Origin of the sequence: Oerskovia gallyi, from assembly GCF_014836745.1 — a bacterium.
In the GTDB taxonomy this organism is placed as follows: Bacteria; Actinomycetota; Actinomycetes; order Actinomycetales; family Cellulomonadaceae; genus Oerskovia; species Oerskovia paurometabola.
Genome location: NZ_JACSQE010000010.1, coordinates 28,223 through 53,874 on the forward strand (window position 1 = coordinate 28,223; position 25,652 = coordinate 53,874).

Genomic DNA, 25,652 nt, shown 5'->3' on the forward strand with positions numbered 1-25,652 from the left:
GCTGCGCTTCGGCCGCCCCCACGAGGGGGCCGGCTGACAACCCGCACCGAATCTGGGACCCTCGTCCCATGGGGGACCCCGCGACGACGCCTGCACCGCACGACGGTGACCATCACGAGCCTGTCCCGGCAGCGGTCGGGGCCTCGGCCGCCGCCCCCGCCTACGGCTTCGCCGAGCCCGCCGCGCACCCCGCGACCGCCCTCCCTCCCGGCCGCGCCCCCTCCCTCCCGGACCTCACCGACCTCGACGACGCCCCGCTCTTCGGCCCGTACGCGAGCTGGTTGCGTCGCGTCGGGGCGTTCCTGCTCGACAACTCGATCCTGGCCGGGCTCATGTTCGTGGTCGTCGGCCCGGGGGTCGCGCCGAGCGCGCTCCCCGGTCTGGACAACAACGGCAGCACGGGCAGCGCGTTCGAGGGCATGACCTGGTCCGAGAGCGCGTGGATGATCGGCGCGGTGCTCGCGATGACCTTGCTCCAGGCGTACACGGGAGCGACGCCCGGCAAGCGAGCCGTGGGGATCGTCGTCGTCGACCGGGACTCCGGCCGCCCGGTCGGCTTCCTCACCACCGTGCTGCGCTGGCTCGCGCACCTCCTCGACGCGCTGTGCTTCGTCGGATACCTGCGCCCGCTGTGGGACGAGCAGCACCGCACGTTCGCGGACGGCCTGCTGTCGACGGTCGTCGTGAGGTCGGTCGCGCCCGAGCCCCACACGTCGTTCGCGCCGTTCGTCCGACAGGACCGCAGGGGGTCGAGAGTCGTCACCGGGGCAGCGACCGTCCTGTGCGTGGCCGGGCTGCTGTACGGCTACGGCCCCACCACGACCAGCGGCGGGGGGTCGGTGTCGGCGGCCTGCACGACGTGGGAGCACGAGGACCGCCCCGACCCGGCCCGGCTCGGCGAGGCGTCGTTCAGCAGCACGACGGCGTCCGGCACGATCAGCCGCCTGGGGGTGACGCACCCCTACCCGGCCGGCGCCCCAGGGTCGGAGGTCACGCTCACCTGGTACGGCGACCTCCCGGCGGGTGCGGCAGTCTCGCTCGAGGCCGTGCTCACGGGCCCGGACGGCGCCCAGCAGCTGTACGCGACACCGCTCGACACGGGCTACACCGGCCTCGGCGCCGATCCCACGAGCCCCGGCGTGATCGAGCTCCCCGCGGATGCCCTCGGAGACGGCGGACCCGGGTGGACCTGGGCCGCCCAGATGCGCGTCGACGGCGTCGCGACCCCGAGCTGCGGCGCCGACCTCCCGTACTGAGCCGTCCCGCCGAGCCGAATCCCCCGGGCCGACCTAGCGTGTGATCCATGAGCCCCCGCAAGGTCGGTCTGGTCCTGCTGCTCGTCGCGCCCATGGTCGCGCTCATGCTCTCGCCATGGAAGCACGACGGCACGCTCGTCTACCTCGGCATGCTCCCGGCGGGCGTGGGCCTGCTCGTGGGGCGGGGCGCCGCGCTCGTCGCGGGGCCGCTCACGGCCCTGTGCATGGCGGTCGGCGTCTCGCTGAGCGACTGGCCGCTCGCAGGGGCCGTCTACATGACGGTCCTGGGCGCGTGCGTGGGCTTCTCCGCGGTCAGGGGCTGGCACGGGATCGGCGGTTTCGTGGGACCCCAGACGGCGTTCGCGCTCATCGGCGGCCCGCTCGTCGCGCTCCCCTCGGGCACCGTGAGCCCCTCGACGTCGCTCGGCGCCCTCGCGGCCATGGCCGGGTGGGTCGCGTTCGGCGGCCTGTGGACGGCGCTGATCGGTGGAGTCCTCACGCGTGGCATGCGTCTGCCCGGCCCCCACCCCGTGCCCGAGCGGACCGCGACCTACTTCGGCCTGGCGCTCGCGGTCCTGGCGGGCGTCGCGACCTACGTCGCGATGGGCTGGGTCGACTCGCCCAACGCGTGGTGGCTGCTGCTCACGCTGTTCGTGGTCGTCCAGCCGTACTTCGCGGCGACGCTCTCACGGACCGCGGCCAGGGTCGGCGGCACGGTCGCCGGCGCGGTGCTCGCGGGAGTCGTGGCGCACCTCTTGAGCGGGTCCCCGGCCGTGCTGTCGCTCGTGGCGCTCGTCCTGACGGGGGCCGCGGGGTGGGCGTACCTCAAGCAGCCGTACTGGGTCTTCACGCTCTTCCTGACCCCGGCGGTGATCCTGCAGACGTCGGGCGGCGAGGACGTGGTGCTCGTGGCCGACCTCGAACGCGCCCTGTTCACCGTCGCCGCGGCGGTGGTCGCGGTCGCGGTGCTCGCGGTGGGTCACCGCCTCCTCGTGTCGCGCACGCGCGCCCCGGCCTGACCGGCCGCCCAGAGGCCCGACGACGCCGCTCACCCCGGCAGCGCGACGTCCGGTCCCGCCAGCACCAGCAGCACCGCGCACACCGCCGCGACGGCCATGCTGAGCGCGAAGGGCAGCCGGCTCGCGGTCCGCCGCACGGCCACCACGCCCGCGGACACCGCGAGGGCCACCGCGACGGCCCCACCCACCCAGGCCGCGACGCTCGGCGGCCCGGGCGGGCCCAGCACCACGACCGCGACGGCCGCGACGAGCACGGTCGGGGCCAGCACGCTCGCCCGCGTCCGGCCGAGCCGGTGCGGCAGCCCGCGGATGCCGGTGGCACGGTCGTCCTCGAGGTCGGGCAGGGTGTTGGCGACGTGGGCCCCGACGCCGAGCAGCGCGGTCGCGGTCATGGCCCAGGGGGCGGCGGCGCGGCCGGGGCCCGCGAGCACGACGAACAACGGGAGCAGACCGAACGACACCGCGTAGGGCGCCCAGGACCACACGGTCGACTTGAGCCACGCGTTGTAGGACCACGCGCTCGCGACGGCCACGAGGTGCACCAGCCCTGCGACGATCCCGGTCGCGAGCGACAGCACCACGCACAGCCCTGCGGCGACCAGCGCGGCGGCGTGCACCTGCCGGGTCGTGACGAGGCCCGCGACGACGGGCTTGTCGGTGCGCTGCACCGCGACGTCGCGCCGGGCGTCGAGCCAGTCGTTGGACCACCCGACCGAGAGCTGACCGGTGAGGACCGCGGCCGTGACGAGCGCCGTCGGGCCGGGGCCCGAGCCCACGCCTGCCGCGAAGAAGCCCGCGAGAACCGTGACCACGACCGTGGGGCCCGCATGGCTCGCGAGAGCGAGCCCCCGCGCCGTCGCCAGGGCCGTCTCCCTCGTTGTCCTCGTCACCGCACCGCCGTCTCTGCCGTCCCCGCCGTCGTGGAGGTCCTCGACCATCCGACGCTAGCAACGCGCGGCCTGCGCGTCGCCGTGACACGATGCGGGAATGTCGCGGTTGCTCGCGGTCGGACCGGCACTGCCGGGCGTCGCACATCCCCAGAGCGAGATCACGGACACGATCGGGCCCCTGCTGACCCCGTCGCCCGCCAAGCGCGCCGTCCTCCGGCGGCTGCACGAGGCGAGCGGGGTGCGGACCCGCCACACGGCCCTGGCCCTCGACGAGTACGCCGGGCTCACGTCGTTCGGGGTCGCGAACGACCACTTCATCCGCGTCGGCACGGACCTCGCCGACGAGGCGTGCCGCACCGCGCTCGATGCCGCGGGGGTCGCGCCGGAGGAGGTCGACTTCCTGCTCTTCACCTCGGTGACCGGGATCGCGGCGCCCTCGATCGACGCACAGCTCGTGACGCGCCTGGGTCTGCGGACCGACGTCAAGCGGCTGCCGTCGTTCGGGCTGGGCTGCGTCGCGGGAGCCGCGGGCATCGCGCGCGTGCACGACTACCTGGCCGGGCACCCGCAGGACGTGGCCCTGCTGGTCTCGGTCGAGCTGTGCTCGTTGACGCTCCAGCACGGCGACGACTCCATGGCGAACCTCGTCTCGACGGGCCTGTTCGGCGACGGCGCGGCCGCGGTCGTGATGGTCGGCGACGCGCACCCGGCGGGCCTCGCGCCAGGGCTGCCCGACGGCGCCCCCCGCGGCGTCGAGGTCGTCGACACGCGCAGCCGCCTGTACCCCGAGACGGCCGACCACCTCGGCTGGACGATCCGCGACAGCGGGTTCGGGATCGTGCTGTCCGCGGGCCTGCCCGAGGTCATCGCGGCGCACCTCGCGGGCGACGTGAAGTCGCTGCTCGCCGAGCACGACCTCGTGACCGAGGACGTCGGGACGTGGGTCGTGCACGCGGGCGGGCCGCGCATCCTCGACGTCGTGCGCGACTCCCTGAGCCTCGACGAGGCCGACCTGCGGCTCAGCCGGGAGTCGCTCGCCGCCGTCGGGAACCTGTCCTCGTCGTCGGTGCTGCACGTGCTCGCCGCCACGCTCGCAGGACGCGGGCAGAACCCGCCCGCGCGGCGCCCCCCGACGCCGCGCGCGACGGGCCCGCAGCACGGGGTCCTCATGGCGTTCGGCCCGGGCGTGAGCGCCGAGCTCGTGCTGCTGCGCCTGCCCGCGTCGCCGCTGGAGGGTTGATGCTCGTCTTCTTCTACGTCGTGGTCGGGGCGACCGCGCTCGAACGGCTCGCCGAGCTCGTGGTCTCGGCGCGCAACGCGAGGTGGTCGTTCGAGCGCGGCGGCATAGAGACCGGGCGAGGCCACTTCCCCGCGATGGTCGCCCTGCACACGGGCCTGCTCGTCGCGTGCGTCGTGGAGGTCAACGTCGCGGACCGGCCGTTCATCCCGTGGGTCGGGTGGCCCGCGTTCGTGCTCGTGGTCGCGAGCCAGGCGCTGCGCTGGTGGTGCATCAGCTCGCTCGGGCCCCGGTGGAACACGCGCGTGATCGTGGTCCCCGGGCTGCCGTGGGTCGACCGCGGACCCTACCGCTGGATCGCGCAGCACCCCGGTCAGCGCTGGTTCCGGCACCCCAACTACGTCGCCGTGGTCGTCGAGGGGTTCGCCCTGCCGCTCGTCCACTCGTGCTGGACGACCGCGCTCGTCTTCACGGTCCTCAACGCCGTGCTGCTGCTGCGGTTCCGGCTCCCGGCCGAGGAGCGCGCGCTCGACGCGCTCCCCCGCACGTGACCGACACCGACGTCCTGGTCGTGGGCGGCGGGCCGGTCGGGCTGGCCGCCGCGATCGAGGCGCGGCTCGCGGGGTACGACGTCGTCGTGGTCGAACCGCGCACAGGTCCTGTGGACAAGGCGTGCGGCGAGGGCCTCATGCCGGGCGCGCTGCGGGCGCTCCAGGCCCTCGACGTCGATCCTGACGGCCACGTGCTGCGCGGCATCAGCTACCGCGACGCGCACCGGCACGCCGACCACCTCTTCAGGGCGGGGCAGGGCCGGGGCGTGCGGCGGACCACGCTGCACGCCGCGCTCGCCGAGCGCGCGGCCGCGCTCGGGGCCGCGACCGTGACCGGCCGGGTCGAGCGGATCGACCAGACCGACGCCGAGGTGTCGGCCGCGGGGATCAGCGCCCGCTGGCTGCTCGGCTGCGACGGGCTGCACTCGACCGTGCGGCGCCTCGCCGGGCTCGAGATCGGGGCCGACGCGCCAGCGCACGAGTCGCTCCTGGCGCGCAGCCGCCACGGCGCCGAGGGCACCGACGTCGCGGCGGACCCGGGCGTGGACTTGGCGCCGCACGCCGCACGCATCCCCACCGAGCTCGGCGGCACCGCACCGCCCGTACGCCCCGGCCCGGACCCGCGGCGCCGCTTCGGCCTGCGCCGCCACTTCCGCGTGCCCGCGTGGACGGACCTGGTCGAGGTCCACTGGGGCGACCACGTCGAGGCGTACGTGACGCCCGTGGCGCCGGACGTCGTCGGGATCGCGATGCTGGGGCCCACCGGGACGCACTTCGACGACGCCCTCGCGGGCTTCGACGAGCTGCGCGAGCACCTGCGGGACGCCGAACCGCTGGGCCCGGTGCGCGGCGCGGGGCCCCTGCGCCAACGCTCCCGACGGCGCAGCACCGGCCGGGTGCGCCTCGTCGGGGACGCGTCGGGGTACGTGGACGCCCTGACGGGCGAAGGGCTGCGGGTCGGGCTCGCGCAGGCGAGCGCCGCCGTCGGGCACCTGGACGACGCGGACGCCTACGAGCGCGACTGGTCGCGCGTCACGCGCGACTACCGCGTGCTGACCTCCGGCCTCGTCGCGTGGGCGACCTCGCCCGCGCGCCGGGCGATCGTGCCGCTCGCGGCGCACGCCCCCTGGCTCTACGGGAGGGTCGTGGAACGGCTCGCTCGCTGACCCGCTGGACGGCGCCGTGAGAACTTCTCGGACCCGTATCCGCGGACCGTCGCCAGGGGCTACGATCAGCGACGGCGACGCGAGCCCCTGCCCGCGTCGCCACCCCAGCGAGACAACGCCCCTGACCGGCCGGCGGCCGGTCAGGGGCGTTTGCGACGGCCGTGCTCTACCCGCAAGAACCGAGGATCGCGATGCCGCACCGCCGATGGAAAGAACAGCGCCTGTGCCCGCAGTGCCAGGACGTGGTCCTGGTCGAGATGCGCTTCGTCGCACTGCCCTCCGCCCCGGGCGAGGACGTCACGATGGAGGCTGTCGGCACCGACGACGCGGGTCACGAGTTCCACTGACACCGCCGCGGCGACGGGTCAGGAAGTGGCCCCGAGCCCACCCTCTTCTCGTTCGCCCGACCGCGGGCCTGCGGCCGTCTCCTTGAGCTCGACGAAGATCGCGTGCGTGGGCGTCGTCCCGGTGTTCTCCCCGACGTGCACCTGGTCCGGCAGCCAGCGCGTCTCCCCCGGCCCCAGCACGACCTCCATGACCCGGTCGCCCGACGAGATGCGCCGTTCGAAGCCGCTCAGCGTGTACATCACGCTGTCGGGATGATGGTGCGGGTGCGTGCGTGTGCCCGGCTGGTCCTCGTACTCCAGCACCCGGACCCGTTCGTTCTCGAAGACCACGCGGTAGTGGTCGGGATCCGTGACCGTCGGGTCGTCCGGCTCCTGCTGTTCCTGTCCCATGCTCGCCTCGGAACCTCGTGGCCCGTCGTCGTCGACCGGCCCGTCCCTCGAGCATCCCACCACCTGTCCGGCGCGCACCTCGGGTGCGCGTCCGCACGCCCGAGGGCGCGCCGGCGTCTGGCCCGGGGTCCGGCCTAGGAGATGCCGCGGTCCCGCGCCCAGCGCAGGATGTCGGCCCGGTTCGAGACGCCGACCTTGCGGTAGATGCTGCGCAGCTGGGACTTGACCGTGTTCCGCGTGACGAACAGGATCGCCGCGAGCTGCTCCAGGGTCATGTCCTCGGTGAGGTGCGTGAGGACCACGAGCTCACGGCGGGAGAGCACGACCTCCTCCTGCACCTCGTCGGGTGGGGGTGACTCCGCGGACGTTCGCTCCGTGATGGACATGGTTCCTCCGTCAGTGGCCGCCGCACGTCGCCCACGTTTGTGATCCGGTCTGTTCTTGGCTCCTGTAGATGAGACCGGATGGAAACGGATCCATGACGCGAGTTCCCGGGTGGCCTCTGGCCGAGTCGCCGGGCACCGCGGAGGGTCCTGCGGTCAGCCCACCCGGAACTCCGCCCCGAGCAGGTCGGAGCGGCGCGAGCTCGGCCCCACGAGCAGCTCGAAGTCGCCGGGCTCGACGACCCGGTTCCCGGCCGCGTCGACGAGCGTGCAGTCGGCGACGGGCACCTCGACCCGCACCACCGCGGACTCCCCCGGCGCGAGCGGCACGCGACGGAACGTCTTGAGCTCGCGGTCGGCCCACGTGACCGACGTGACCCGGTCGTGGACGTAGACCTGCACGGTCTCGACCGTGGGCCGCTCCCCCGTGTTGGTGACGCGCACGCTCGCGCGCACGACGTCGTCGGGCCCGAACGTCCCGTCCTCGCCCGTGCCCGGCTCGACCTCCAGGTCCGCGTACCCGACCGTCGTGTAGGAGAGCCCCTCGCCGAAGACGTAGGGCGGGGTCTGGCTCATGTCGGCGTAGCGCGTGCCGTGCTGGCCGCGCACCTGGTGGTAGAACACGGGCTGCTGGCCCGCGTGCGCCGCGTAAGACAGCGGGAGCCTCCCGGTCGGTTCGACGAGGCCCAGCAGGAGCTCGGCCACGGCCCGCCCGCCGCGCATGCCCGGGTTCGCGGCATGGACCAGCGCGGCGGCGCGGCGCACGACCGGGGGCAGGACGTGCGGCTTGGACGCCACGAGCACGACCACGACCGGCGTGCCCGTCTCGACGAGGCGTTCCAGGAGCTCGACCTGACCGCCCTGGAGCTCGAGCGTCGCGGTCGAGCAGCCCTCGCCCGTGAGGGCGATGGTGTCGCCGACCACGGCGACCACGACGTCGGCCGCGCGGGCGTCGCGCACGGCCGCGTCGAGCAGCTCGGGGCGCGTGGGCGCGGAGACCAGGACCGGCGGGCGCGGCTGCCCGTCGGGGAACGTCGCGCCGTCCGGGTCCGGGGCCAGCACCTCGACGTCCGCTCCGCGCGCGTGCGTCACGGTCCAGTCCGCCGGCACGACCGCGCGCATCCCGTCGAGCACGGTCTCGACGAGCTCGCGCGGGTGCCCGTCGCGGATCCAGCTCACCTGGCCCGAGGCCCCGGCCCAGTCGCCGAGCTGCGAGTGCGGGTCGTCCGCGTTCGGACCGACGACCGCGACCGTCCACGGGCGGTCGGTCGGCAGGGCGCGGGCAGCGGCACCCGGCCCGCCGGCGAGCCCGCCCGCGAGCGGCAGGGTCCCGTCGTTCTCGAGCAGCACGAGCGAGCGCCGCGCGACCTCCAGGTTCACGGCGGCGTGCGCGGACGAACCGACGTCGCTCACGAGCCGCGCGTCGTCGGGTCCGCGGGGGTCCTCGAACAGGCCGAGCCCGACCTTGAGCGTGAGGATGCGACGCACCGCGTCGTCGATCTGCTCCTCGCGCAGCCGCCCGTCGCCCAGGGCCTCGAGCGCGCCCTCGAGGAACCCGGGGGTCGCCATGACGACGTCGTTGCCCGCGTCGACCGCGACGGCCGAGGCCGCCGCGTGGTCGGGGCTGACGTGCTGCTCCCAGACCATGCGGCCCACGTTGTCCCAGTCCGTCACGAGCGTCCCGGTGAAGCCCCACTCCTGCTTGAGCACCCCGTCGAGCAGCCAGCGGCTCGCGGTGATGGGCACGCCGTCGATCGCCTGGTAGCCGATCATCACGGTCGCGCAGCCCTCGCGGACGACACGCTCGAACGGCGGCAGGAACCAGGACCGCAGCTTGCGCGGGCTGAGGTCGGCCTCGCTCGCGTCGCGCCCGCCCTGGGTCTCGGAGTACCCCGCGAAGTGCTTCGCGGTGGCGAGCACCGCCGTCGGGTCCGACAGGCCCGAACCCTGGTATCCGCGCACGATCGCGGCCCCCAGCTCGCCGATGAGGAACGGGTCCTCTCCGAACGTCTCGCCCACGCGCCCCCAGCGCAGGTCGCGCGTCGCGCACAGCACCGGGGAGAACGTCCAGTGCAGCCCGGTCGCCGAGGCCTCGACCGCGGTCACGCGGCCGACCTGCTCGACCAGGTCGGCGTCCCAGGTCGCGGCCATGCCGAGCTGGGTCGGGAACACCGTCGCGCCCGGGAAGAACGCGTGGCCGTGGATCGCGTCGTCGGCCACGAGGAGCGGGATGCCCAGGCGCGTGCCGCGCGCGAGCTCGATCGCCTCGGTCACGCGCGCCGGGGAGGCGTGCAGGATCGAGCCGGCCAGGCGCACCCGGACGATCTCGTCGAGGTCGTCCATGGCGTTGAGCTGGAGCATCTGGCCGACCTTCTCCGCGAGGGTCATCCGCCCCAGCAGGTCCTCGACGCGCTCGGCCGCGGGCAACGAGGGGTCGAGGTAGGCGGGCTGCGCTGCGGTGGGGGTGGTGCCGGTGCTCATGGTTCTCCTCGTGGGGGTGACGGGCGCGCCCCCGCCCGCCGGGGTGCGGGCGGGTCGGGGGCGCGGGGTCGGCCGGCTCACGCGCGGGTGGCGCGCGTCGGACGTCGGGTGGTCAGCGGACGGTCAGCCCGTTGGCCTTCGCGACCTCGCCCAGCCAGTACGCGGACGGCTTGGGCGTGCGCACGAACGTCTCGCGGTCGACCGCGATCAGCCCGAACGTGGGGCGGAACCCGGAGGCCCACTCGTAGTTGTCGAGCAGGCTCCAGTGCAGGTAGCCCTCGACCTGGACGCCGTCGGCGATCGCGGCGTGCAGGCCCGCGAGCGCGCCCTCGGTGTAGTCGATGCGGCGCGCGTCGTCTGCCGTGGCCATGCCGTTCTCGGTCACGAACACCGGCACGCCGCCGGTGAGCTCCCACGCGGAACGCACGCCCTCCTCGAGGGCCTTGGGGTAGAACTCCCAGCCCGTGAGCGTGGTCTCGACGCCCTCGGGGACCTGGCGCGGCCCGTCGGGGCCGATGATGGTGCGCGTGTAGGCCTGGACGCCCACCCAGTCGTCGCCCTTGGCTGCCTCGAGGTACCAGTCGTCGCGCTGGTAGCCGTACTCGCGGGCGACGTCCTCGCAGCCGGGCTCGGCCTGGAACGCCTGGGTCGCGACGGTCCAGCCGGACTTCACGCCGTCGACCCCGGACAGGACCTCGCGCGAGCGGTGGTGGCACTCGAGCAGGGTGTCGGCGACCTGCAGGTCGGGGTCCGGCAGCCCGTACGCGACGAGGTTCGCGGGGTCCTCGCCGCCCGCGATCATCGCGGCGATGTTGGGCTCGTTGATCGTGCAGACCCACTTGACGTCGTCGCCCAGGATCGGGAGCGCGAGCTCGGTGAAGCGCGCGAAGCGGTCGGCGGCCTTCGGGTTGCGCCACATGCCGTCGTTCGCGAACCAGCGCGGCACCGTGAAGTGCATGAGCGTGACCATGGGCTCGATGCCCAGCTCGAGCGCGGTGTCGACCATGCGGCGGTAGTGGTCGATCTCGGCGCGGGAGACGAAGCCCTCCTCGGGCTCGATGCGGCTCCACTCGATCGAGAAGCGGTACGTGTCGAGGCCGAAGCTCTTGAGCAGCTCCATGTCCTCGCGGTAGCGGTGGTAGCTGTCCATGGCGTCGCCGCTGGGCTCGACGATCGTGGTCCCGGCGGCGTGCTCGCGCGGCCACCAGTCGTTGTTGACGTTGTTGCCCTCGATCTGGTGCGCGGCGGTCGCGGCGCCCCAGCGGAAGCCCTCGGGGAAGTGCAGCACGGTGGTGTTCCTTCGTTCGATGGTTCGGTCGGTCTGTTTGTGTGCCCGACGGCGCCGCGCGCCTCAGGAGCCGCCCTGCGGTCCGGGGGGCCCGGGCGGGCGGCCGGCCCAGAAGTCTGCGAGGAGGGCGGCCGTCGCGTCGGGGTTCTCGATGTTCGGCAGGTGCCCCGCACCGTCGATCACGGCGTAGCGTCCGCCGAGCCGGCCGGCCATGTCGTACTGCCACTCCTGAGGCCACGCGGCGTCGTCGACGCCGTGCGCCACGAGTACGGGCAGGCCCGTCGCGGCCAGGCCGGGCGTGAGGTCTGTCGGGTCCTCGAGGACGTCGATCGCACCGAGCAGGTTGTCGACGCTCGTCGCGATCGACCGGTCCCGCAGGAAGCGGGTCTCGGCGTCGAGCGCGTCGAGCACCGCGGGGCGCACCTCGATGCGCCGGGACAGCTCGGCGTTGTCGAGCGTCCACAGGTCCACGACACCCCCCGCCCCCACGAGCCGGGCGCGCTCGGCGTCCTTGCGGCCCGCCCACCCGCGCGGCCCCGAGCAGAGCATCGTGAGGTCGGCGAACGGGCGCGGGTCGCGGATCGCCGCCGCCCCGGCGACCACACCGCCGAAGCTGTGACCCACGAGGTGCAGGTCGCGGGCCCCCGTGACGTCACGGACGATCTCCGCGACCTCCAGGGCGTCGCCCGTGAAGTCGTCGAGGCCGTACGCGTCGACCCCCTCGGGGGCCACCGAGTCCCCCTGGCCCCGCTGGCTGTACGACCACGCGTCGTAGCCGTTCGCGGCGAGCAGCGGCAGCAGGAGCCGGTGGTCCTCCTTGGAACCCGTGAACCCTGGCACGACCAGCGCGACGCCACGAGCCGGGACACCGCCGGGCACGTCGGCACGGAAGGCCGAGACGGGACCGACCGCCAGGTCCAGGACGAGGGGCGTGACGCCGTCGGGCACGGGCAGGACCGAGAACGGCGCGCCCGCCCGCACGCGGCCCGTCCCCCGGACCGTGCCCGCGCTCATGCCGCTCCCCCGCCCGAGAACCGGCGGGCCGGCTGCGGGATCGCGTCGAGCAGCGTGGTCGTGTACTCGTCCTCCGGGAAGCGCAGGACCTGCGCGGTCTCCCCGCGCTCGACGACCTTGCCGTGGTGCAGCACCATGATCCGGTCGGTGACCACGCGCGCCGAGAGCAGGTCGTGCGTGATGTACAGGAGCGAGACGCCGGTGTCGGCGCGCAGCCCCTCCAGCAGGGCGAGCACCCCGGCCCGCAGGGACACGTCGAGCATCGAGACGGGCTCGTCGGCGATGAGGACCTGCGGGTTCGAGGCGAGCGCCCGCGCGATGACGACGCGCTGCCGCTGACCGCCCGAGAGCTGGTGCGGCAGCTTGGCCGCGTACTGCTCGACGGGCGTGAGGCCCACGGTGTCGAGCAGCTCGAGCACGCGAGCCCGGGCCGCCTCTCCCTTGAGCCCGGTGAAGTTCTCGACCGGCCGCGTGAGCGTGTACTCGACCGTGTGCAGCGGGTTCAGGGCGGAGTACGGGTCCTGGAACACCATCTGTACATCGCTGTGGAGGACCTTGAGCTGGCGTCGGCGCAGCCGGTCGACACGCAGGTCGCCGAACGTGACCGACCCCGACGTGGGCCGCTCGACCCCGGTGACCATCTTGGCGATGGTCGACTTGCCCGAGCCCGACTGCCCCACGAGAGCCATGGCCGCCCCCGGCTCGAGCCGGAACGACACGTCGTCCACGGCCACCACGGGCTGCTCGCCCCGGCGCGGGGCCGGGTACACCTTGGACACGCCCTCGACCACGATCGCGTCCTGCGCCGCGCGGCGCACGGAGCCGTCCTGCCTGCGGGCGGTCTCGGCGCCCCGGTCCGCCGCGGCGGTCGCGCTCGTGCCGGTGCTCGCCACGGACCGGCCGGACGCGTCCGGCGTGCCGGCTGTGCCGGCCCCGGGGCGGCCGCCCGCTCGCGGGACGAAGCCCGGCAGCTCGACGACCTCCGCACGCGGGTCCGCGTAGTGCGACAGCAGCATCTGCGTGTACTCGTGACGCGGCGCCTCGAAGACCTGGCGCGAGGCACCGTCCTCGACGATCTCGCCCTCGTGCATCACGACGACGCGCTGCGCGGACTCCAGCACGACCCCCAGGTCGTGCGAGATGAGGACCGCCGTGAAGCCCTCGGCCGCCTGGAGCTCGCGGATCGTGTCCATGACCGCGTGCTGGACCAGCACGTCGAGCGCCGTCGTCGGCTCGTCGAACACCATGAGGCGGGGCTCGAGCGAGAGCGCGAGCGCGATCGAGACGCGCTGGCGCATGCCGCCCGAGAGCTCCCCCGGGTAGCGGTCCAGCACGGTCGAGGGAAGCTGCACCTTGTCGAGCAGCTCGACCGCGCGCTGACGACGGCCCGTCTTCGGCACGTGACCGTGCGCCGCGAAGACGTCGCCGAAGTGGTGCGCGATCGTGCGCACCGGGTTGAGCGCGTTCATGCCCGACTGCAGGACCATCGCGAACCCGCCGCGGCGCTGCACGCGCAGCTCCTCGGCGTCGAGGTGCGCGATGTCCTTGCCGTCGAACACGATGTGGCCCGACGAGATGCGCGCGGGCGGCTTGGCCAGGCGCGTGATCGCGAAGCCCAGGGTCGACTTGCCCGACCCCGACTCCCCGACCAGGCCCACGAACTCGCCCTGCTCGAGCGAGAGGGTCACGTCCTTGACCGCGTACGTCGGCTCGGCCCCACGGGGCTCGTAGACGACCGACAGGTCCTTGATCTCCAGGAGGCTCATCGTCCGGTTCCTTCCCGCAGCCGCGGGTTGGACAACCCGTCGACGCCGAAGTTCACGAGGGTCATCGAGGTGGCGAGCAGCGCGATGCACAGACCAGGAGCGAACAGGAGCACCCACTGGCCCGTGAGGATCGCCATCGAGTTCTGGGCCCAGTAGATCATCGAGCCCCAGCTCACGGTCGACATGTCGCCGAGCCCCAGGAACGACAGGCCCGACTCCGCGAGGACCGCCGAGGTCGCCGCACCGAAGAACGACCCCGCGATCATCGACGTCATGTTCGGCAGGATCTCGCGGAAGATCACGCGCACCGAGCTCTCGCCCGAGAAGATCGCCGCGGTCACGAAGTCGCGCGAGCGCAGCGACTGGGTCTGGGACCGCAGCACGCGCGCGCCCCACGCCCAGCCCGTGATGACCACCACGAGGATGATCATCGGCAGGCCGCCGTTCTGGAGGTAGGCGGCGATGATCACCATGAGCGGCAGGCCGGGCATGACGAGGAACAGGTTGACGAGGAAGTTCACGACGTCGTTGCCCCAGCCGCGCAGGTACCCCCACGACAGGCCGATCACGACCGCGACGACCGTGGACAGGCCACCGGCCACGAAGCCCACGAGCAACGAGACGCGTGCGCCGTAGATGACCTGCGACAGGACGTCCTGCCCCGCACCCGTGGTGCCGAGCCAGTGCGCCGCGCTGCCCGGTTCGTTGCGGCCGAACGAGTCGTCGTGCGGGCTGTAGGGAGCGAGCAGCGGCGCGAAGACCGCCATGAGCACGAACACGCCCAGGAGCACGAGGCCCACGCGGGCCTTCGGGTTGGACCAGACCGTCGCGAACGCGCGGCCGATCACCTGGGCCGTGCGACCCAGACGGGTCTTCGCCGGCCGGCTCGGGGGGCGCACGGCCTCGGGGGCCGGGCCCTCCGGGTCCGGGGTGAGAGTGGTCAGGGTGGAGATGGGATCAGTCATGTCGGTCACCGCCTCGTCCGGGGGTCGAGGACGCCGTACAGGATCTCCACCAGGAAGTTCGCGAGGAGCACGCTGACGGTGATCATGAGGAACAGCGCCTGCATGAGCGGGAAGTCCTGGTTGGTCACGGCGTTGTAGAGCAGGTAGCCCATGCCGGGGTACTGGAAGACCTGCTCGACGAGCAGGGAACCGCCGACCACGCCGCCGAGCGCCATGCCGAAACCGGTCAGGTTGGGCAGGATCGCGTTGCGGGCCGCGTAGCGCACCGCGACGGTGCGACCGCGCAGGCCGTTCGCCTCGGCGAACGTCACGTAGTCGTCACCGAGCGTGTTGATCATGGTGTTGCGCATCCCGAGGATCCAGCCGCCGAGAGACGTCAGCAAGATCGTGATCGCGGGCAGGGCCGCGTGGTAGAGCGCGTCACCCACGAACTCCCACGACCAGTTGGGGACGGCCGTGGCCGAGTAGGCGCCCGACGTCGGGAACCAGCCCGCGACGTACCCCAGGAAGAAGAGGATGAGCAGCGCGGTCCAGAAGTACGGGAACGCCGAGAGGAAGCTGCCGGTGACCGTGGGGACGGAGTCCATCCACGTCCCGCGCTTCCAGGCCGCCCCGATCCCGATGAGCGTGCCGAGCACGAACGCGACGATCGTCACGAGCCCGACCATGACGAGCGTCCAGGGCAGTGCGCCCGCCACGAGCGTCGAGACCTGCTGGGGGAAGAACGTGTACGACACCCCGAAGTCGAGATGGACGATGTTGTTCAGGTACTGCACGTACTGGTCCCACCAGCTGCCGTCGGGGACGCCGAGCTGTGCCTCGATCGCCTTCTGCACGGCGGGGGTGACGGGGCCGTTCTGGGCGAGCTTGGCGATCGCCGCGTCGGCCGGTGATCCCGGCATCAGGCGGGGGATGACGAAGTTGAGCGTCACCGCCGCCCAGAGCGTCAGGACCAGCAGGCCGAGCTTGCGTAGCGCGTAGCGCACGGAGCCTCCCGGGGTCGGGTCGGTTGGGTTTCTCGGGGTGTTCGGTGGTGCGGGGGTTCGTGAGCCGGCGCCACGGCCGGGGCCGGTACGTGCCGGGGCGCGGGGGGCGCCGGCTCACGGACGAGGGACGGGCGTCAGCTCGCGGGCTTGAGGCTCGTCAGGATGAGCAGCGGCGTCGAGTCCCAGGTCTTCGGGGACGCGTACGGGTCCTCGGCACTGGGCCAGCCCGTGAAGCTCTTCTCGGAGAACAGGCCCCACGAGCCGCCGTAGAACAGCGCGATCATGGGCATCTGCTCGTAGGTGACCCGCTCGAGCTCGTCGACGATCTCCTGCTGACGGGCCTCGTCGACCGTGACCTTGAACTCGGCGAGCAGCGCGTCGGCCTCGTCGGACTGGAAGCGGCCGAAGTTGCCCGACGCCGTCGTGCCGATGTCCGCGATGAACTCGGAGCCCATCATCCCGTTGTAGTCCTGGTAGGGCTGGCCGGTGCCGCCCACGGTGCCCATGACCATGTCGAACTCGCCCGAGCGCATCTCCTGCTGGTACGCGGCCGGCTGCGGCTGGACGATGCTGACCTCGATGCCGAAGGCGTTGAGCTGGTTCTTGACCTGCTGGACGCCCTGGAGCCAGTCGGACCAGCCGTTCGGGGTCGTGATGTTGATCGTGAGCTGCTGGCCCGACGCGTCGACGAGCTTGTCGCCCTGCTTGGTGTAGCCGGCCTTCTCGAAGTACTCGAGCGCCGTGGCGTCGTCCTTGTCGATGTAGCCCTCGTTGGGGATCTCCTCGTTGAGGATCGCCTCCTGGTTGGGCAGCATCAGGCCGGTCTGGCTCGCTCGGTCGACGTAGCCCTGCTCGGCCTTGTCGGCGATCTGCTGCTTGTCGAGCGCGTAGGCGATGCCGTGACGGAAGTTCACGTCGTTGTACGGCGCCTTGGTCATGTTGGGGATGAGCGCGATGGTCGCGCCGGCGGGGTACCAGTACGTGTTGTGGTCGGGGTTCGCAGCGACCCACGTGTCCTCGACGTCGCTCATGAACGCGTACGCCCAGTCGTAGCCCTTGTTGACGATGTCGAGCTCGGAGTTGGCCGCGGGCTGCACGAGCTCGGTGACCGCGACCTTGTCCGCCTGCCAGTACTTCTCGTTCTTCACGAGCGTGTACTGGTTGGGGGTGAACGCGCCCAGCGTGTACGGGCCGGTGCCGACCGGGTCCTCGTTCGTGAACGTGACCGGGTCCGGCACGTCCTTCCACAGGTGCTCAGGGACGATGAGCGCCCCCGCGATGATCTTGGCAGCCGGGACGTCGTCGGCGGAGAGGTGGACGACCACGTTGTCGCCGTCGACCTCCGCGGACTCCATGTGGCTCCAGATGCCCTTGAGGTCGAGCTCGGGGTGCGCCTTGAGGAGGTCGAACGTGAAGACGACGTCGGCGGGCGTGAACGGCTCGCCGTCGGACCACGTGACGTCCTTGCGGATCTCGAAGACGACGGTGCGCGCGTCGGGCTGCTCGTAGCCCGTGGCGAGCCACGGGGTCTCGACGCCCGTCATCTCGTTGATGATCACGAGGGGCTCGTACATGTACGTCGCGGTGTTGCGCTTGCCCGACGAGAACGGGTTGAAGTTCCGGTCGAACGTCGGCGAGCCGTTGTCCGCTGCGATGAGCATCGAGGACTCGCTGCCCGTCCCGCCCGAGGCCCCTTGGTTCTGCACGGGGGCCGAGCATGCGGTGGCGAGCACCGCGGCGGTCGCCGCGATCGCGACGACCTGTCGCACTGAGCGCGTCGTGCGCGTCATGGACATCCACTCCTCTTCATTGAGGCCTCTCCTGCGAGGGGCTGTGCACGCCGGGTCAGCGCGCTGTGATCCGGCGAGTGTATGCGCATACATTCAGGGGAGGCAAACCGTGGCGGACGCCGACGGCGACCGTGCCCACCGCCGACGGTGACCGGCGAGGACGCCGACGGTGGCCGACCAGGCCGGCGACGTTCAGTGGCAGCCGCAGCTCTCCCGGAGGAGCACGCGCACCGGCAGGTTGATCGTCGCCGGAGGTTCTGCCGGGTCGGCCATGCGCACCCGGAGCCGCTCGACCGCCGCCCGCCCCAGCTCGACCATGGGCTGGCGGACCGTCGTCAGCCGCGGGATGGAGACCTGGGTCGCGTCGATCCCGTCGAACCCCGTGAGCACCACGTCGCCCGGGACGTCGATGCCCTCCTCGGTGAAGACGTCGAGGATGCCGAGCGCGGTCTGGTCGTTGGAGCACACGAGCGCTCGCGGCAGCGGGGTCCCCGACGCGCGCCGCTCGGCGAGCAGGCTCCTCGCGATCTCGCGCGCGACGGTCCGGGTGAAGTCGCCCCGGACGAGCGGTGCGACGGGTACCGGCAGTCCGGCGTCCGCGACCGCCGACCGGAAGCCCGAGAAGCGCTCCTGGTCGTCGGGCGCCTCGACCGGTCCGCCGACGAACGCCAGGTCCCGGATCCCGTGGTCCTGCACCAGGTGCTCGACGAGCGCGCGCACCCCGGCCGAGTTGTCGACGCTGATGTGGTCGTGCGCGTCGCCGCGTCGCGGACCCGCCATGACCACCACGGGGATGCGGCGCGCGATGTGCGCGAGCAGGTCGTCCGGCACGGTCGCCGACAGCACCGCCAGGCCGTCGACGCGACCCGCGAGGTCCGACACCGCCTCGGTCCCGCGCAGTCCTCGGGCGACCGTGATCATCACGGCGAGTCCTGTGCGCCAGGCCTCGAGCTCGGCGCCGCGCATGACCTCGCCGATGTACAGGTTGCTCCAGCGCGACGTCGGGGCGGTCCCCACGTCACGGACGACCTCGACGTGCTGGCCCACCCGGACGGGCTCGGGCAGGTCGTCCACGTCGTCGATGCCGTCCACGTCCGGGAAGCACAGACCGAGGACGCCCGTCTGCCGGGCAGCCAGCCCGCGCGCGGACCCCGAGGGCACGTAGCCCAGCTCGAGGATCGCTTCGTGGACGACGCGTCGCGTCTGCTCACGCACGTCGTCGGGACGACGCAGCACGCGCGAGACCGTGGCGATCGACACCCCGGCCCGTTGCGCGACGTCGTACACCGTGGGCGTCTTCACCAGCACTCCTCCGCTCGCCGCGGATCGTCAGCGGCACTCGGTGACACCTTACGGCGCACGGCGGGCGTCTCGCTGAGGCCGGTCCGCCCCCGGACCGCCGATGCCGCGGGGAGGCCTCGCTCAGCCGGCGTCCGTGTCGGGCAGGCCCGCGTCGTGACCGAGGATCGCGGCCTGCGTCCGGTTCGTGACCCCGAGCTTGACCATGGCGTGGGTGAGGTGGGTCTTGACCGTCGGTTCGGCCATGTAGAGCGCCCGCGCGATCTCGGCGTTCGACAGGCCCGTGGCGAGGAGCCCGACGACGGCCCGCTCCCGTTCGCTCAGCTCGCCCACCCGGGCCCGCGCCTCCGCCTGCCGGGTGGTCATGGCGGGACCGAGCGAGTCCAGCAACCGACGCGTCACGGCCGGCGAGAGCATCGCGTCGCCCTCGGCCGCGGCCCGGATCCCGCGCTGGACCTCGCTCACCGTGCTGTCCTTGAGGAGATAGCCCGCGGCACCGGCGCGCAGCGCGGGCACGACGTACTCGTCGTACTGGAAGTTCGTCAGGATGACGACGGCGACCTCGGGCGCCACCCGACGGATCTCCTGCGTGGCCTCGATGCCGTTCATGACGGGCATCTGCATGTCCATGAGGACGACGTCGGGGCGGCGCGCGATCACGGCCTCGACCCCCAGGCGGCCGTTCTCGGCAGTCCCGACGACGTCGAGGTCGTCGGCCGCGTCGACGAGGGCGGCCATCCCCTCGCGGAAGAGGCTCTCGTCGTCGACGACCACGACCCGGATCATGCGGGCCCCCACGGCAGCACGGCCTCGACGCGGAAGCCGCCGTCGGACGTGGGTCCGATCGTGGAGCTCCCGCCGACCAGCTGGACCCTCTCGCGGATGCCCTGGAGCCCGTGCCCGCCGGTGGGCAGCTCGACCTCGGGGATCGCCGTCGGCCCGTTGCGGACCTCGACCCGCAACGAGTCCGCCTCCTCGTGGACCGCCACGGACGTCTCGGCGCCGGGGGCGTGGCGCACCGCGTTCGTCAGCGCCTCGCGCACGATGCGCACCGCCGTGCGCTCGGTGACGCCCGGCGGCTCCCCCGGGTCGACGTCGGCGTCCACCTCGACCGGTTGTCCCACGGCCCGCGCCTCCGCCACCAGCACGGCGACGTCCCGGAACGACGGCTGCTCGAGCCCCGCCGGGCTCCCGTCCCGGCTGAGCAGGTGCAGCACCCCCCGCATCTCCTCGAGCGCCTCGCGCGCGGTGTCCCGGATTCGGTCCACCTCGTCGCGGACCTGCGGGTCGTCGACCTTGGTCTCCAGGAGGTTGGCCTCGAGCACGACGTAGCTGATCCGGTGGGCGACGACGTCGTGCATCTCCCGGGCGAGCCGCTCGCGCTCGGTCGTGCGCACCTGGGCAGCGAGGTGTTCGGCGGCCTGGGCTCTGCGGTCACGGAGCGCAGCCGCCGCGACCCTCTCCGCGCGTCGGCTCCGCCCCGCGAGCCACGGCCCGAGCACGAGCAGGACCAGCACTGTCGCGATCGCGACGTCAGACCTGCCGAACGCGAGCGGCGCGGCAGGGAGCACCAGGAGGGCACCGGCTACCGCCCACGCCGCGCCCCCCCGCGGGGTGAGCCGCTCTCCGACGGCGAACGCCGCGAGAACCAGGGCGGGGATCGGCGAGATCCAGGACAGGAGCGCGCAACCCACCAGAGCCGGCCCGACGAGCACGGGCCGCAGGAGCAAGGCTGCGCCCAGGAGCTGCGCGACCAGCTCAGCCCACAAGGGAGCGCCTTGGACGCCCACCACCGAGCGGGAGATCGCCACGGCGACGCCCGCGAGCGCGGCGAACGACGCGACCGCGACGTCGCGCCGCGAGATCGACCCCAGGGCGGGCATCCGCATGCTGCCAGGCTAGCCAGGAACACCGCGCGAGGGCGGTCGAAGAGTGCGCACCGGAGCAGGCCGCCCCCTCCGCGCTGGGAGGGGACGGCCTGTGCCGGTAGCGACGGTCAGCTCTCGGTGGCGTGGGTCTTGCGACGGCCCGCGAGCACGAGGCCCGTGCCGGTCAGGACGATGAAGGCTCCGGCGACCGCGAGCACGCCGGCGTTCACGCCGGTCGAGGCGAGGTTCGCGGCGTCGGTCCGCTGGACCGCGGCGGCCACCGGGACGGTGTCGGTCAGGCCCAGGTTCGTCGGGTCGGTCGAGGCGGCGGTCCAGACGGTCCCGTCGGTCCCGACGAAGACCGGGTCCACGGCGTCGGTGACGACGGGCGTCGTCGGGTCCTCGGGCGCGACCGGGGTCGTGGGGTCCTCCGGCGTGACCGGGTTCTCAGGATCCGTGGGCTCCTCCGGGGTGACGGGCGCCTCGGGCTCGTCGGCCAGGCTGATGCCGACCCAGTCCCAGGCGGTCGACGGACGGTCGAGCTCGCCCAGCCCGATGAGCCAGTGCGGGAACGTCGCAGGCATCCACTCGCCGTTCTCGTCGGTCGTCCCGTGGTTGTTGTGGTCGCTGCCGGTGTAGAAGTGCGGGCTGCCCTGCTCGGTGCCCTGCGCCGAGCCCCACAGCTGGAACTGCGGGAGGCTCGCGACGTCGAGGCCCGCGGGGACGCGGACGAACACGCGCTGCCCCGGCGTCACGGACGAGATCGGGTTGCCGTTCGCGTCGACCAGGGTCACGCCGGCCGGCACGGCCTGGCCGTCCGCGGTGCGCAGCTCGACGTGGACGTCCCCCGTCCCGCCGACGAGCGAGGCCGTGAAGCCGTAGTCGGTCGACCCGTCGGTGTTCCTGACGTAGCCGTGCGAGACGAACCCTGGCTGCGGCATGACGACGTTCGCGGTGAGCCCCTGCTCGATGAGCCAGGCCGCGGTCTGCAGCGTGGCCATGCGGTCGCTCTGGCTGTTCTGGTCCCAGGTGCGCGTCCAGTCCTGCTGGAAGGTCTCGTCGGGGTTCTCGGGGATCTCCTGGGCGGTGAACTGGTCGAGCGCCTTCTGGCTCAGGGTCACGTGCCCGGCGTCGTCGACGTCGAAGAACAGGCCCATGACGTCGTGACCGGTCGAGAAGTACCAGACCGCGAACTGGGTCGCCTCGTACGCGGTGTAGTCGGCACGGCGCGCGTTCTCGGACGCGACGTACTCCTCGGCCTGGGCCTGCGTCCACCAGCCGTTGTCGATGTACGACTGGTACTGCTCGATCGTGACGGAGCTCTGCACGACCCCCGCCCGCGCGAAGAGCGCCTGGGCGTCGATCCCCCGGGCTGCCTCGTCGGCGCCACCCTTGTACCCGTTGACGAGCACGGTCTGCTGAGCCGAGGTGTTCTCCCAGTGGATGCCCTCGGCGTCGGGCGTCACGGTCTCGTCGCCAGACCACACGTGGTACCAGTAGTTCGCGATGTCGCGGTCGTAGACCATGTGGACCGTGCCGTCCTCGTCCTTGAGGGTGTGGTGCAGGATGTGCAGCTGCGGGTTCCCGCTCCAGCCCTGCCAGTCACGGCCCGAGGTCACGTCACCGAACTCCATGAAGTACCAGTAGTCGCACCCGAACCCGTCCTCGCCACCGTCCTCCCAGTGGGGGTGGTAGTCGGCGTCGGGGTAGACGGGCGTCGACTGCAGCGCGCCGAACGCCGACGCAGCGGCCAGCGGGGTGCCCGTGGTCTCGGTCGCGGCGGAGTCCGTCTCCTGCCCGACGGCGTCCGCCCCGGTCGCGGCCTGGTCCCCGGGGTCCGCCGCAGGCGTCTCGGCGACGGGTTCGCCCTCCTCGACGGGCGCTTCCGGCGCGGGGTCGGCGGGCGCTGCCTCGTCGGTCGGCACCTCGGGGACCACGGGCACCTCGGGCACCTCGGGCACAGCAGGCACCTCGGGGGCCGGGGCGACGACCGGGTCGACCGGCGTCGTGCTCTGCGGGGCGGGCGCCTCGGCGGCAGGTGCTTCCTCGGCGAGCGCCTCGGGGTCGGTCGTGGCGGGGGCGCCGGCTTCGGGGGCTCCCGTCCCCTCGGCGGCGAACGCCGCAGCCCCACCACCCAGCACGAGCGCGGCGGAGACAGCAGTGGTGGTGACGGTGCGAAGAACCTTCATGATCGTCGAGCTCCTACGTGATGGGTGTGTGCGCTGGTCGCGCCCTGACCCCTCTACGTTCTCGCCCGGCAGGGGGGTGCCGACTCACCCCTTCGGACCGACCGACCTCATCCGAACGTCTCGACCTGCGCCATGGCGTGCGAGCGACAGCGTGCCCTCACGTCGTGGCGCGCAGCCCTCGGGCGACCGCGACGAGGCAGCCCGCGCAGGCCACCGCGACCACGGCGAGCAGCACGGTGTACCCGGCGAGCGCGGTCGCCCCGGCCAGGACCACGGGCAGCAGGAAGCCCACGTAGGACAGGCTGTAGTAGACGCCCGTGAGTCCCGCGAGGTCGGTGGGCGTCGCGACGGCCTGCACCTCGACCAGTCCCGCGACCACGCAGATCCCGTAGGCAGAACCGAGCGTCACCGCGGCGAGCCCCCCGAGCGGTGGCGACAGCACGGCCGCGTTGGCCGTGGCGAGGACGATGCCGACCAGCATCAGGCCCATCCCGACGACGAGCGCCCGTCCGCGCGTGACGCGGTCGATCGCCGGGACGAACGCCTGGACCGCCGCTCCCGTGCCCAGCGTGAGGACCGTGAGCAGGGTCGCGTAGGCCAGGGACAGGTCGCCGGTCTGCTCGACCACGAGCTGCGGCATGACGGCGTAGGCGATCCCGGCGGCCCCGAAGATCCACGGTGCCGCGGGCACCACGACGCGCACGAACCGGCGGTGCGAGGCGGCGGGGACCCGCAGGTCCGCGAGGAGCGAGGTCGTCGACCGGTGCCCTCCGATGGTCTCGGTCGCGCTCGCGAGCAGGACGAGCGCGACCACGCTGAGGACGACGTGGACGGCGTAGGGCGTGATCGTGGGCCATGGCCCCCACTGGGCGAGCACCCCGGAGACCCCTGCGCCGATCCCGAAGCCGAGCGTCAGGGACAGCGACGGGCGGCGGGCGCCCGCGGTCGGGTCGGTCCCCAGGTCGAACGGCGGGCTCGAGAGCTCCTTGACCCAGCTGGTGCCGACCGACATCGCGACGCCCACGCTCAGTCCGGCGAGCAGGCGCCCCAGGCAGATGACGACCTCGCTGCCGAACCCCAGGGCCAGCAGCGCGCTGGCCCCGATCCCGCCCAGGACGCCGACGACCGCGAGCGGCTTGCGCCCGTACCTGTCGGACAGCGGGCCGGCCACGAGCAGGCCGGGCACGAGCCCCAGGACGTACATGCCGAGGAACAGGTCGACCATGACGACCGAGTAGTCGCCGAGGTCCTGGTACATGTGCAGCAGCGGCGTGAAGTGGTTCCCGCCCCAAGCCATGACGACGAGGGCCGGGGCGACGCGCAGCCAGCCGGGGAAGGGGCGTTGGCGGTTCATGTTCTTTCTCGGGGGACGACGACGGTGAGACGGTGGCGGCTCGTCGACGGGCAGGGCACGGCCACGACAGGAGGCCGAGCGGGAGGTCGAGGGGACGGCGGTGCCGGGCGGGCGTGCCCGTCAGCCGTAGTTGCCCCGCTGGACGTGCGCGCGCAGCGCGGCCTCGTAGGCCTGCGCGTCTCCGGCGCGGGCGAGCGTGGCCAGCACGCGGTGGTCGGCGAGGAGTCGCGTGGGCGAGGTCGCGTCGCGACGGACCGCGCGGTGGGTCAGGAGCTCGAGGCGTGGGCCGAGCTGTGCGAAGAGGTCTTCGATCACGTCGTTGTCGCCGGCGCGGATGACCCGGGAGTGGAACGCGAAGTCCGCCTGCGAGAAGGCGAGCAGGTCGCCGTCCTGCTCGGCGACCACCTGCTGGGCGACGAGGTCGTCCAGGTCGTGCGCGACGCCGTCGGGCAGGGGGTTCCCGTCCAGGGCGCGGATCGCGGACGACTCGAGCATGATCCTGACCGCGAGGAGGTCCGCGACCTCCTTGTCCGCGACCGTGGCGACGATCGCTCCGCGCTTGGGGAACAGCGTGAGGAGGCGGCACGTCTGGAGCTGGAGGAACGCCTCCCGGACGGGGGTGCGGCTGATGCCGAGCTCGTCGGCGACCTCGCCCTCGGTGAGGAGCGCCCCGGGGGCCGTCTCGCCCGTGATGATCGACGCGGACACCGCGGCGAAGGCGCGTTCGACGGCGCTGGGGGCCTGGTCGTCGGACTTCTTGCGAGGCGACATCTTTCGACCATAGCACCTTAGATGCAAGGGGGCACCCAGGGTCGCGCGGCTACGGTCTGGTCACGTTCTGGCGCGCCCGGTCGCCTGTCCCCGGGACCCCGCATAGCCTCGTTCGACCAGCCGCCCCGACCGGATGGAGCTCTCCGTGCAGAAGACCGGGACCGACCCCGACGAGTACCTGACGACCCTTCCCGAACGATTCCGCGACGACGCCCTGCGCCTCGACGCCGAGATCTCGGAGGTGATGGCGGGCCGCTCCCGGGTCCTGTGGGAGGGCGTCTCCTGGGGCGGCACCGACCAGCGGATCATCGGGTACGGCGACCTGCTCCAGGCACGTCCCCGCGGCGGGAGCGTCGAGTGGTTCGCGGTCGGCCTCGCGGTCCAGCAGAACTACCTGAGCGTGTACGTCAACGCCGTCGAGGACGACCAGTACGTCGCCCAGAAGTACGCGCACACCCTCGGGCGTGCCAAGATCGGCAGCTCGAGCGTGAGCTTCAAGGCCCTCGCCGACATCGACCTGGACGCGCTGCTGCACCTCGTGCGCATCGCCCGGGACCAGACGGCGTAGCGCGCGCCCTGCACTCCGGCCGCACCCCGCCGAGAAGTGAGTTGGTGCCCCTGGATCGCCGAATCCAGGGGCAC

The 25,652-nt window shown here is 72.9% G+C and carries 23 protein-coding genes; 7 read left to right on the top strand and 16 right to left on the bottom strand.

Going from position 1 to position 25,652, the window contains the following annotated elements; all coding sequences use genetic code 11:
- Positions 1-68: 68 nt before the first annotated feature.
- Both H9640_RS12925 and H9640_RS12930 read left to right on the top strand, forming a co-directional pair.
- Positions 69-1,256: an RDD family protein gene (locus H9640_RS12925; RefSeq protein ID WP_191791128.1), complete on the top strand. Its 1,188-nt coding sequence runs from the start codon at positions 69-71 to the stop codon at positions 1,254-1,256.
- Between the two features lie 47 nt (positions 1,257-1,303).
- The gene (locus H9640_RS12930; RefSeq protein ID WP_191791129.1) at positions 1,304-2,275 is read left to right on the top strand and encodes an FUSC family protein; all 972 of its coding nucleotides are present in this window, start codon (positions 1,304-1,306) and stop codon (positions 2,273-2,275) included.
- 29 nt (positions 2,276-2,304) lie between these two features.
- Here the strand turns inward: H9640_RS12930 and H9640_RS12935 are convergent, their stop codons facing one another.
- Positions 2,305-3,165, bottom strand: a complete 861-nt coding sequence (locus H9640_RS12935) for a UbiA family prenyltransferase (protein ID WP_318243771.1) — start codon at positions 3,163-3,165, stop codon at positions 2,305-2,307.
- A gap of 97 nt (positions 3,166-3,262) precedes the next feature.
- On the opposite strand from H9640_RS12935, the gene H9640_RS12940 reads away from it, so the two are divergent.
- The 4 genes from H9640_RS12940 (at position 3,263) to H9640_RS12955 (ending at position 6,466) form a co-directional block, all read left to right on the top strand.
- Positions 3,263-4,405: a type III polyketide synthase gene (locus H9640_RS12940; protein WP_191791131.1), complete on the top strand. Its 1,143-nt coding sequence runs from the start codon at positions 3,263-3,265 to the stop codon at positions 4,403-4,405.
- Complete coding sequence (locus H9640_RS12945) at positions 4,405-4,953, top strand: isoprenylcysteine carboxyl methyltransferase family protein (protein WP_191791132.1); 549 nt, start codon at positions 4,405-4,407, stop codon at positions 4,951-4,953. The genes H9640_RS12940 and H9640_RS12945 overlap by 1 nt, the downstream gene beginning before the upstream one ends.
- Positions 4,950-6,119: an NAD(P)/FAD-dependent oxidoreductase gene (locus H9640_RS12950; RefSeq protein WP_191791133.1), complete on the top strand. Its 1,170-nt coding sequence runs from the start codon at positions 4,950-4,952 to the stop codon at positions 6,117-6,119. The genes H9640_RS12945 and H9640_RS12950 overlap by 4 nt, the downstream gene beginning before the upstream one ends.
- Positions 6,120-6,310: 191 nt before the next feature.
- Positions 6,311-6,466 carry a hypothetical protein gene (locus H9640_RS12955; protein ID WP_168210015.1) on the top strand — a complete coding sequence of 52 codons (156 nt, stop codon included), beginning with the start codon at positions 6,311-6,313 and terminating at the stop codon, positions 6,464-6,466.
- Positions 6,467-6,484: 18 nt separating this feature from the next.
- Here H9640_RS12955 and H9640_RS12960 read toward each other — a convergent pair whose 3' ends face one another.
- From H9640_RS12960 to H9640_RS13030, 15 genes are all read right to left on the bottom strand, one after another.
- Positions 6,485-6,856 (bottom strand): cupin domain-containing protein, encoded by a 372-nt coding sequence (locus H9640_RS12960; protein WP_191791134.1) that lies wholly within the window; start codon positions 6,854-6,856, stop codon positions 6,485-6,487.
- 134 nt (positions 6,857-6,990) lie between these two features.
- The gene (locus H9640_RS12965) at positions 6,991-7,242 is read right to left on the bottom strand and encodes a helix-turn-helix domain-containing protein (protein WP_191791135.1); all 252 of its coding nucleotides are present in this window, start codon (positions 7,240-7,242) and stop codon (positions 6,991-6,993) included.
- Between the two features lie 153 nt (positions 7,243-7,395).
- Positions 7,396-9,720, bottom strand: coding sequence for a glycoside hydrolase family 3 N-terminal domain-containing protein (locus H9640_RS12970; RefSeq protein WP_191791136.1), 2,325 nt, complete (start codon positions 9,718-9,720; stop codon positions 7,396-7,398).
- Between the two features lie 112 nt (positions 9,721-9,832).
- Positions 9,833-11,008: a glycoside hydrolase family 1 protein gene (locus H9640_RS12975; protein WP_191791137.1), complete on the bottom strand. Its 1,176-nt coding sequence runs from the start codon at positions 11,006-11,008 to the stop codon at positions 9,833-9,835.
- A 63-nt stretch (positions 11,009-11,071) separates the two neighbouring features.
- Positions 11,072-12,022: an alpha/beta fold hydrolase gene (locus tag H9640_RS12980; RefSeq protein WP_191791138.1), complete on the bottom strand. Its 951-nt coding sequence runs from the start codon at positions 12,020-12,022 to the stop codon at positions 11,072-11,074.
- The gene (locus H9640_RS12985) at positions 12,019-13,788 is read right to left on the bottom strand and encodes an ABC transporter ATP-binding protein (RefSeq protein ID WP_191791139.1); all 1,770 of its coding nucleotides are present in this window, start codon (positions 13,786-13,788) and stop codon (positions 12,019-12,021) included. The genes H9640_RS12980 and H9640_RS12985 overlap by 4 nt, the downstream gene beginning before the upstream one ends.
- Positions 13,785-14,753, bottom strand: coding sequence for an ABC transporter permease (locus H9640_RS12990; RefSeq protein WP_191791140.1), 969 nt, complete (start codon positions 14,751-14,753; stop codon positions 13,785-13,787). The genes H9640_RS12985 and H9640_RS12990 overlap by 4 nt, the downstream gene beginning before the upstream one ends.
- Positions 14,754-14,758: 5 nt before the next feature.
- Positions 14,759-15,739, bottom strand: coding sequence for an ABC transporter permease (locus H9640_RS12995; protein ID WP_191791141.1), 981 nt, complete (start codon positions 15,737-15,739; stop codon positions 14,759-14,761).
- A gap of 134 nt (positions 15,740-15,873) precedes the next feature.
- Positions 15,874-17,529, bottom strand: a complete 1,656-nt coding sequence (locus tag H9640_RS13000) for an ABC transporter substrate-binding protein (RefSeq protein ID WP_225227179.1) — start codon at positions 17,527-17,529, stop codon at positions 15,874-15,876.
- Positions 17,530-17,721: 192 nt separating this feature from the next.
- Positions 17,722-18,831 carry a LacI family DNA-binding transcriptional regulator gene (locus H9640_RS13005; RefSeq protein ID WP_191791143.1) on the bottom strand — a complete coding sequence of 370 codons (1,110 nt, stop codon included), beginning with the start codon at positions 18,829-18,831 and terminating at the stop codon, positions 17,722-17,724.
- A 120-nt stretch (positions 18,832-18,951) separates the two neighbouring features.
- On the bottom strand, positions 18,952-19,614 hold the full coding sequence (locus H9640_RS13010) for a response regulator (RefSeq protein WP_191791144.1): 663 nt from the start codon (positions 19,612-19,614) through the stop codon (positions 18,952-18,954).
- Positions 19,611-20,717 carry a sensor histidine kinase gene (locus H9640_RS13015; RefSeq protein ID WP_191791145.1) on the bottom strand — a complete coding sequence of 369 codons (1,107 nt, stop codon included), beginning with the start codon at positions 20,715-20,717 and terminating at the stop codon, positions 19,611-19,613. Before H9640_RS13015 ends, H9640_RS13010 begins: the two co-directional genes overlap by 4 nt.
- Positions 20,718-20,824: 107 nt before the next feature.
- Positions 20,825-22,885, bottom strand: coding sequence for a hypothetical protein (locus H9640_RS13020; protein WP_191791146.1), 2,061 nt, complete (start codon positions 22,883-22,885; stop codon positions 20,825-20,827).
- A 157-nt stretch (positions 22,886-23,042) separates the two neighbouring features.
- Positions 23,043-24,239, bottom strand: a complete 1,197-nt coding sequence (locus H9640_RS13025) for an MFS transporter (RefSeq protein WP_191791147.1) — start codon at positions 24,237-24,239, stop codon at positions 23,043-23,045.
- Positions 24,240-24,359: 120 nt separating this feature from the next.
- Positions 24,360-25,010, bottom strand: a complete 651-nt coding sequence (locus H9640_RS13030; RefSeq protein WP_191791148.1) for a GntR family transcriptional regulator — start codon at positions 25,008-25,010, stop codon at positions 24,360-24,362.
- A 145-nt stretch (positions 25,011-25,155) separates the two neighbouring features.
- On the opposite strand from H9640_RS13030, the gene H9640_RS13035 reads away from it, so the two are divergent.
- Positions 25,156-25,578, top strand: coding sequence for a DUF1801 domain-containing protein (locus H9640_RS13035; protein WP_191791149.1), 423 nt, complete (start codon positions 25,156-25,158; stop codon positions 25,576-25,578).
- Positions 25,579-25,652: the final 74 nt, after the last annotated feature.

Excerpts from the sequence above, each read along its gene's own strand:
- H9640_RS12925 (WP_191791128.1), top strand. The coding sequence starts at position 69 with ATGGGGGACCCCGCGACGACGCCTGCACCGCACGACGGTGACCATCAC.
- H9640_RS12930 (WP_191791129.1), top strand. The coding sequence starts at position 1,304 with ATGAGCCCCCGCAAGGTCGGTCTGGTCCTGCTGCTCGTCGCGCCCATG.
- H9640_RS12940 (WP_191791131.1), top strand. The coding sequence starts at position 3,263 with ATGTCGCGGTTGCTCGCGGTCGGACCGGCACTGCCGGGCGTCGCACAT.
- H9640_RS12945 (WP_191791132.1), top strand. The coding sequence starts at position 4,405 with ATGCTCGTCTTCTTCTACGTCGTGGTCGGGGCGACCGCGCTCGAACGG.
- H9640_RS12955 (WP_168210015.1), top strand. The coding sequence starts at position 6,311 with ATGCCGCACCGCCGATGGAAAGAACAGCGCCTGTGCCCGCAGTGCCAG.
- H9640_RS12960 (WP_191791134.1), bottom strand. The coding sequence starts at position 6,856 with ATGGGACAGGAACAGCAGGAGCCGGACGACCCGACGGTCACGGATCCC.
- H9640_RS12965 (WP_191791135.1), bottom strand. The coding sequence starts at position 7,242 with ATGTCCATCACGGAGCGAACGTCCGCGGAGTCACCCCCACCCGACGAG.
- H9640_RS12970 (WP_191791136.1), bottom strand. The coding sequence starts at position 9,720 with ATGAGCACCGGCACCACCCCCACCGCAGCGCAGCCCGCCTACCTCGAC.
- H9640_RS12980 (WP_191791138.1), bottom strand. The coding sequence starts at position 12,022 with ATGAGCGCGGGCACGGTCCGGGGGACGGGCCGCGTGCGGGCGGGCGCG.
- H9640_RS12985 (WP_191791139.1), bottom strand. The coding sequence starts at position 13,788 with ATGAGCCTCCTGGAGATCAAGGACCTGTCGGTCGTCTACGAGCCCCGT.
- H9640_RS12990 (WP_191791140.1), bottom strand. The coding sequence starts at position 14,753 with ATGACTGATCCCATCTCCACCCTGACCACTCTCACCCCGGACCCGGAG.
- H9640_RS13000 (WP_225227179.1), bottom strand. The coding sequence starts at position 17,529 with ATGACGCGCACGACGCGCTCAGTGCGACAGGTCGTCGCGATCGCGGCG.
- H9640_RS13010 (WP_191791144.1), bottom strand. The coding sequence starts at position 19,614 with ATGATCCGGGTCGTGGTCGTCGACGACGAGAGCCTCTTCCGCGAGGGG.
- H9640_RS13015 (WP_191791145.1), bottom strand. The coding sequence starts at position 20,717 with ATGCGGATGCCCGCCCTGGGGTCGATCTCGCGGCGCGACGTCGCGGTC.
- H9640_RS13020 (WP_191791146.1), bottom strand. The coding sequence starts at position 22,885 with ATGAAGGTTCTTCGCACCGTCACCACCACTGCTGTCTCCGCCGCGCTC.
- H9640_RS13025 (WP_191791147.1), bottom strand. The coding sequence starts at position 24,239 with ATGAACCGCCAACGCCCCTTCCCCGGCTGGCTGCGCGTCGCCCCGGCC.
- H9640_RS13030 (WP_191791148.1), bottom strand. The coding sequence starts at position 25,010 with ATGTCGCCTCGCAAGAAGTCCGACGACCAGGCCCCCAGCGCCGTCGAA.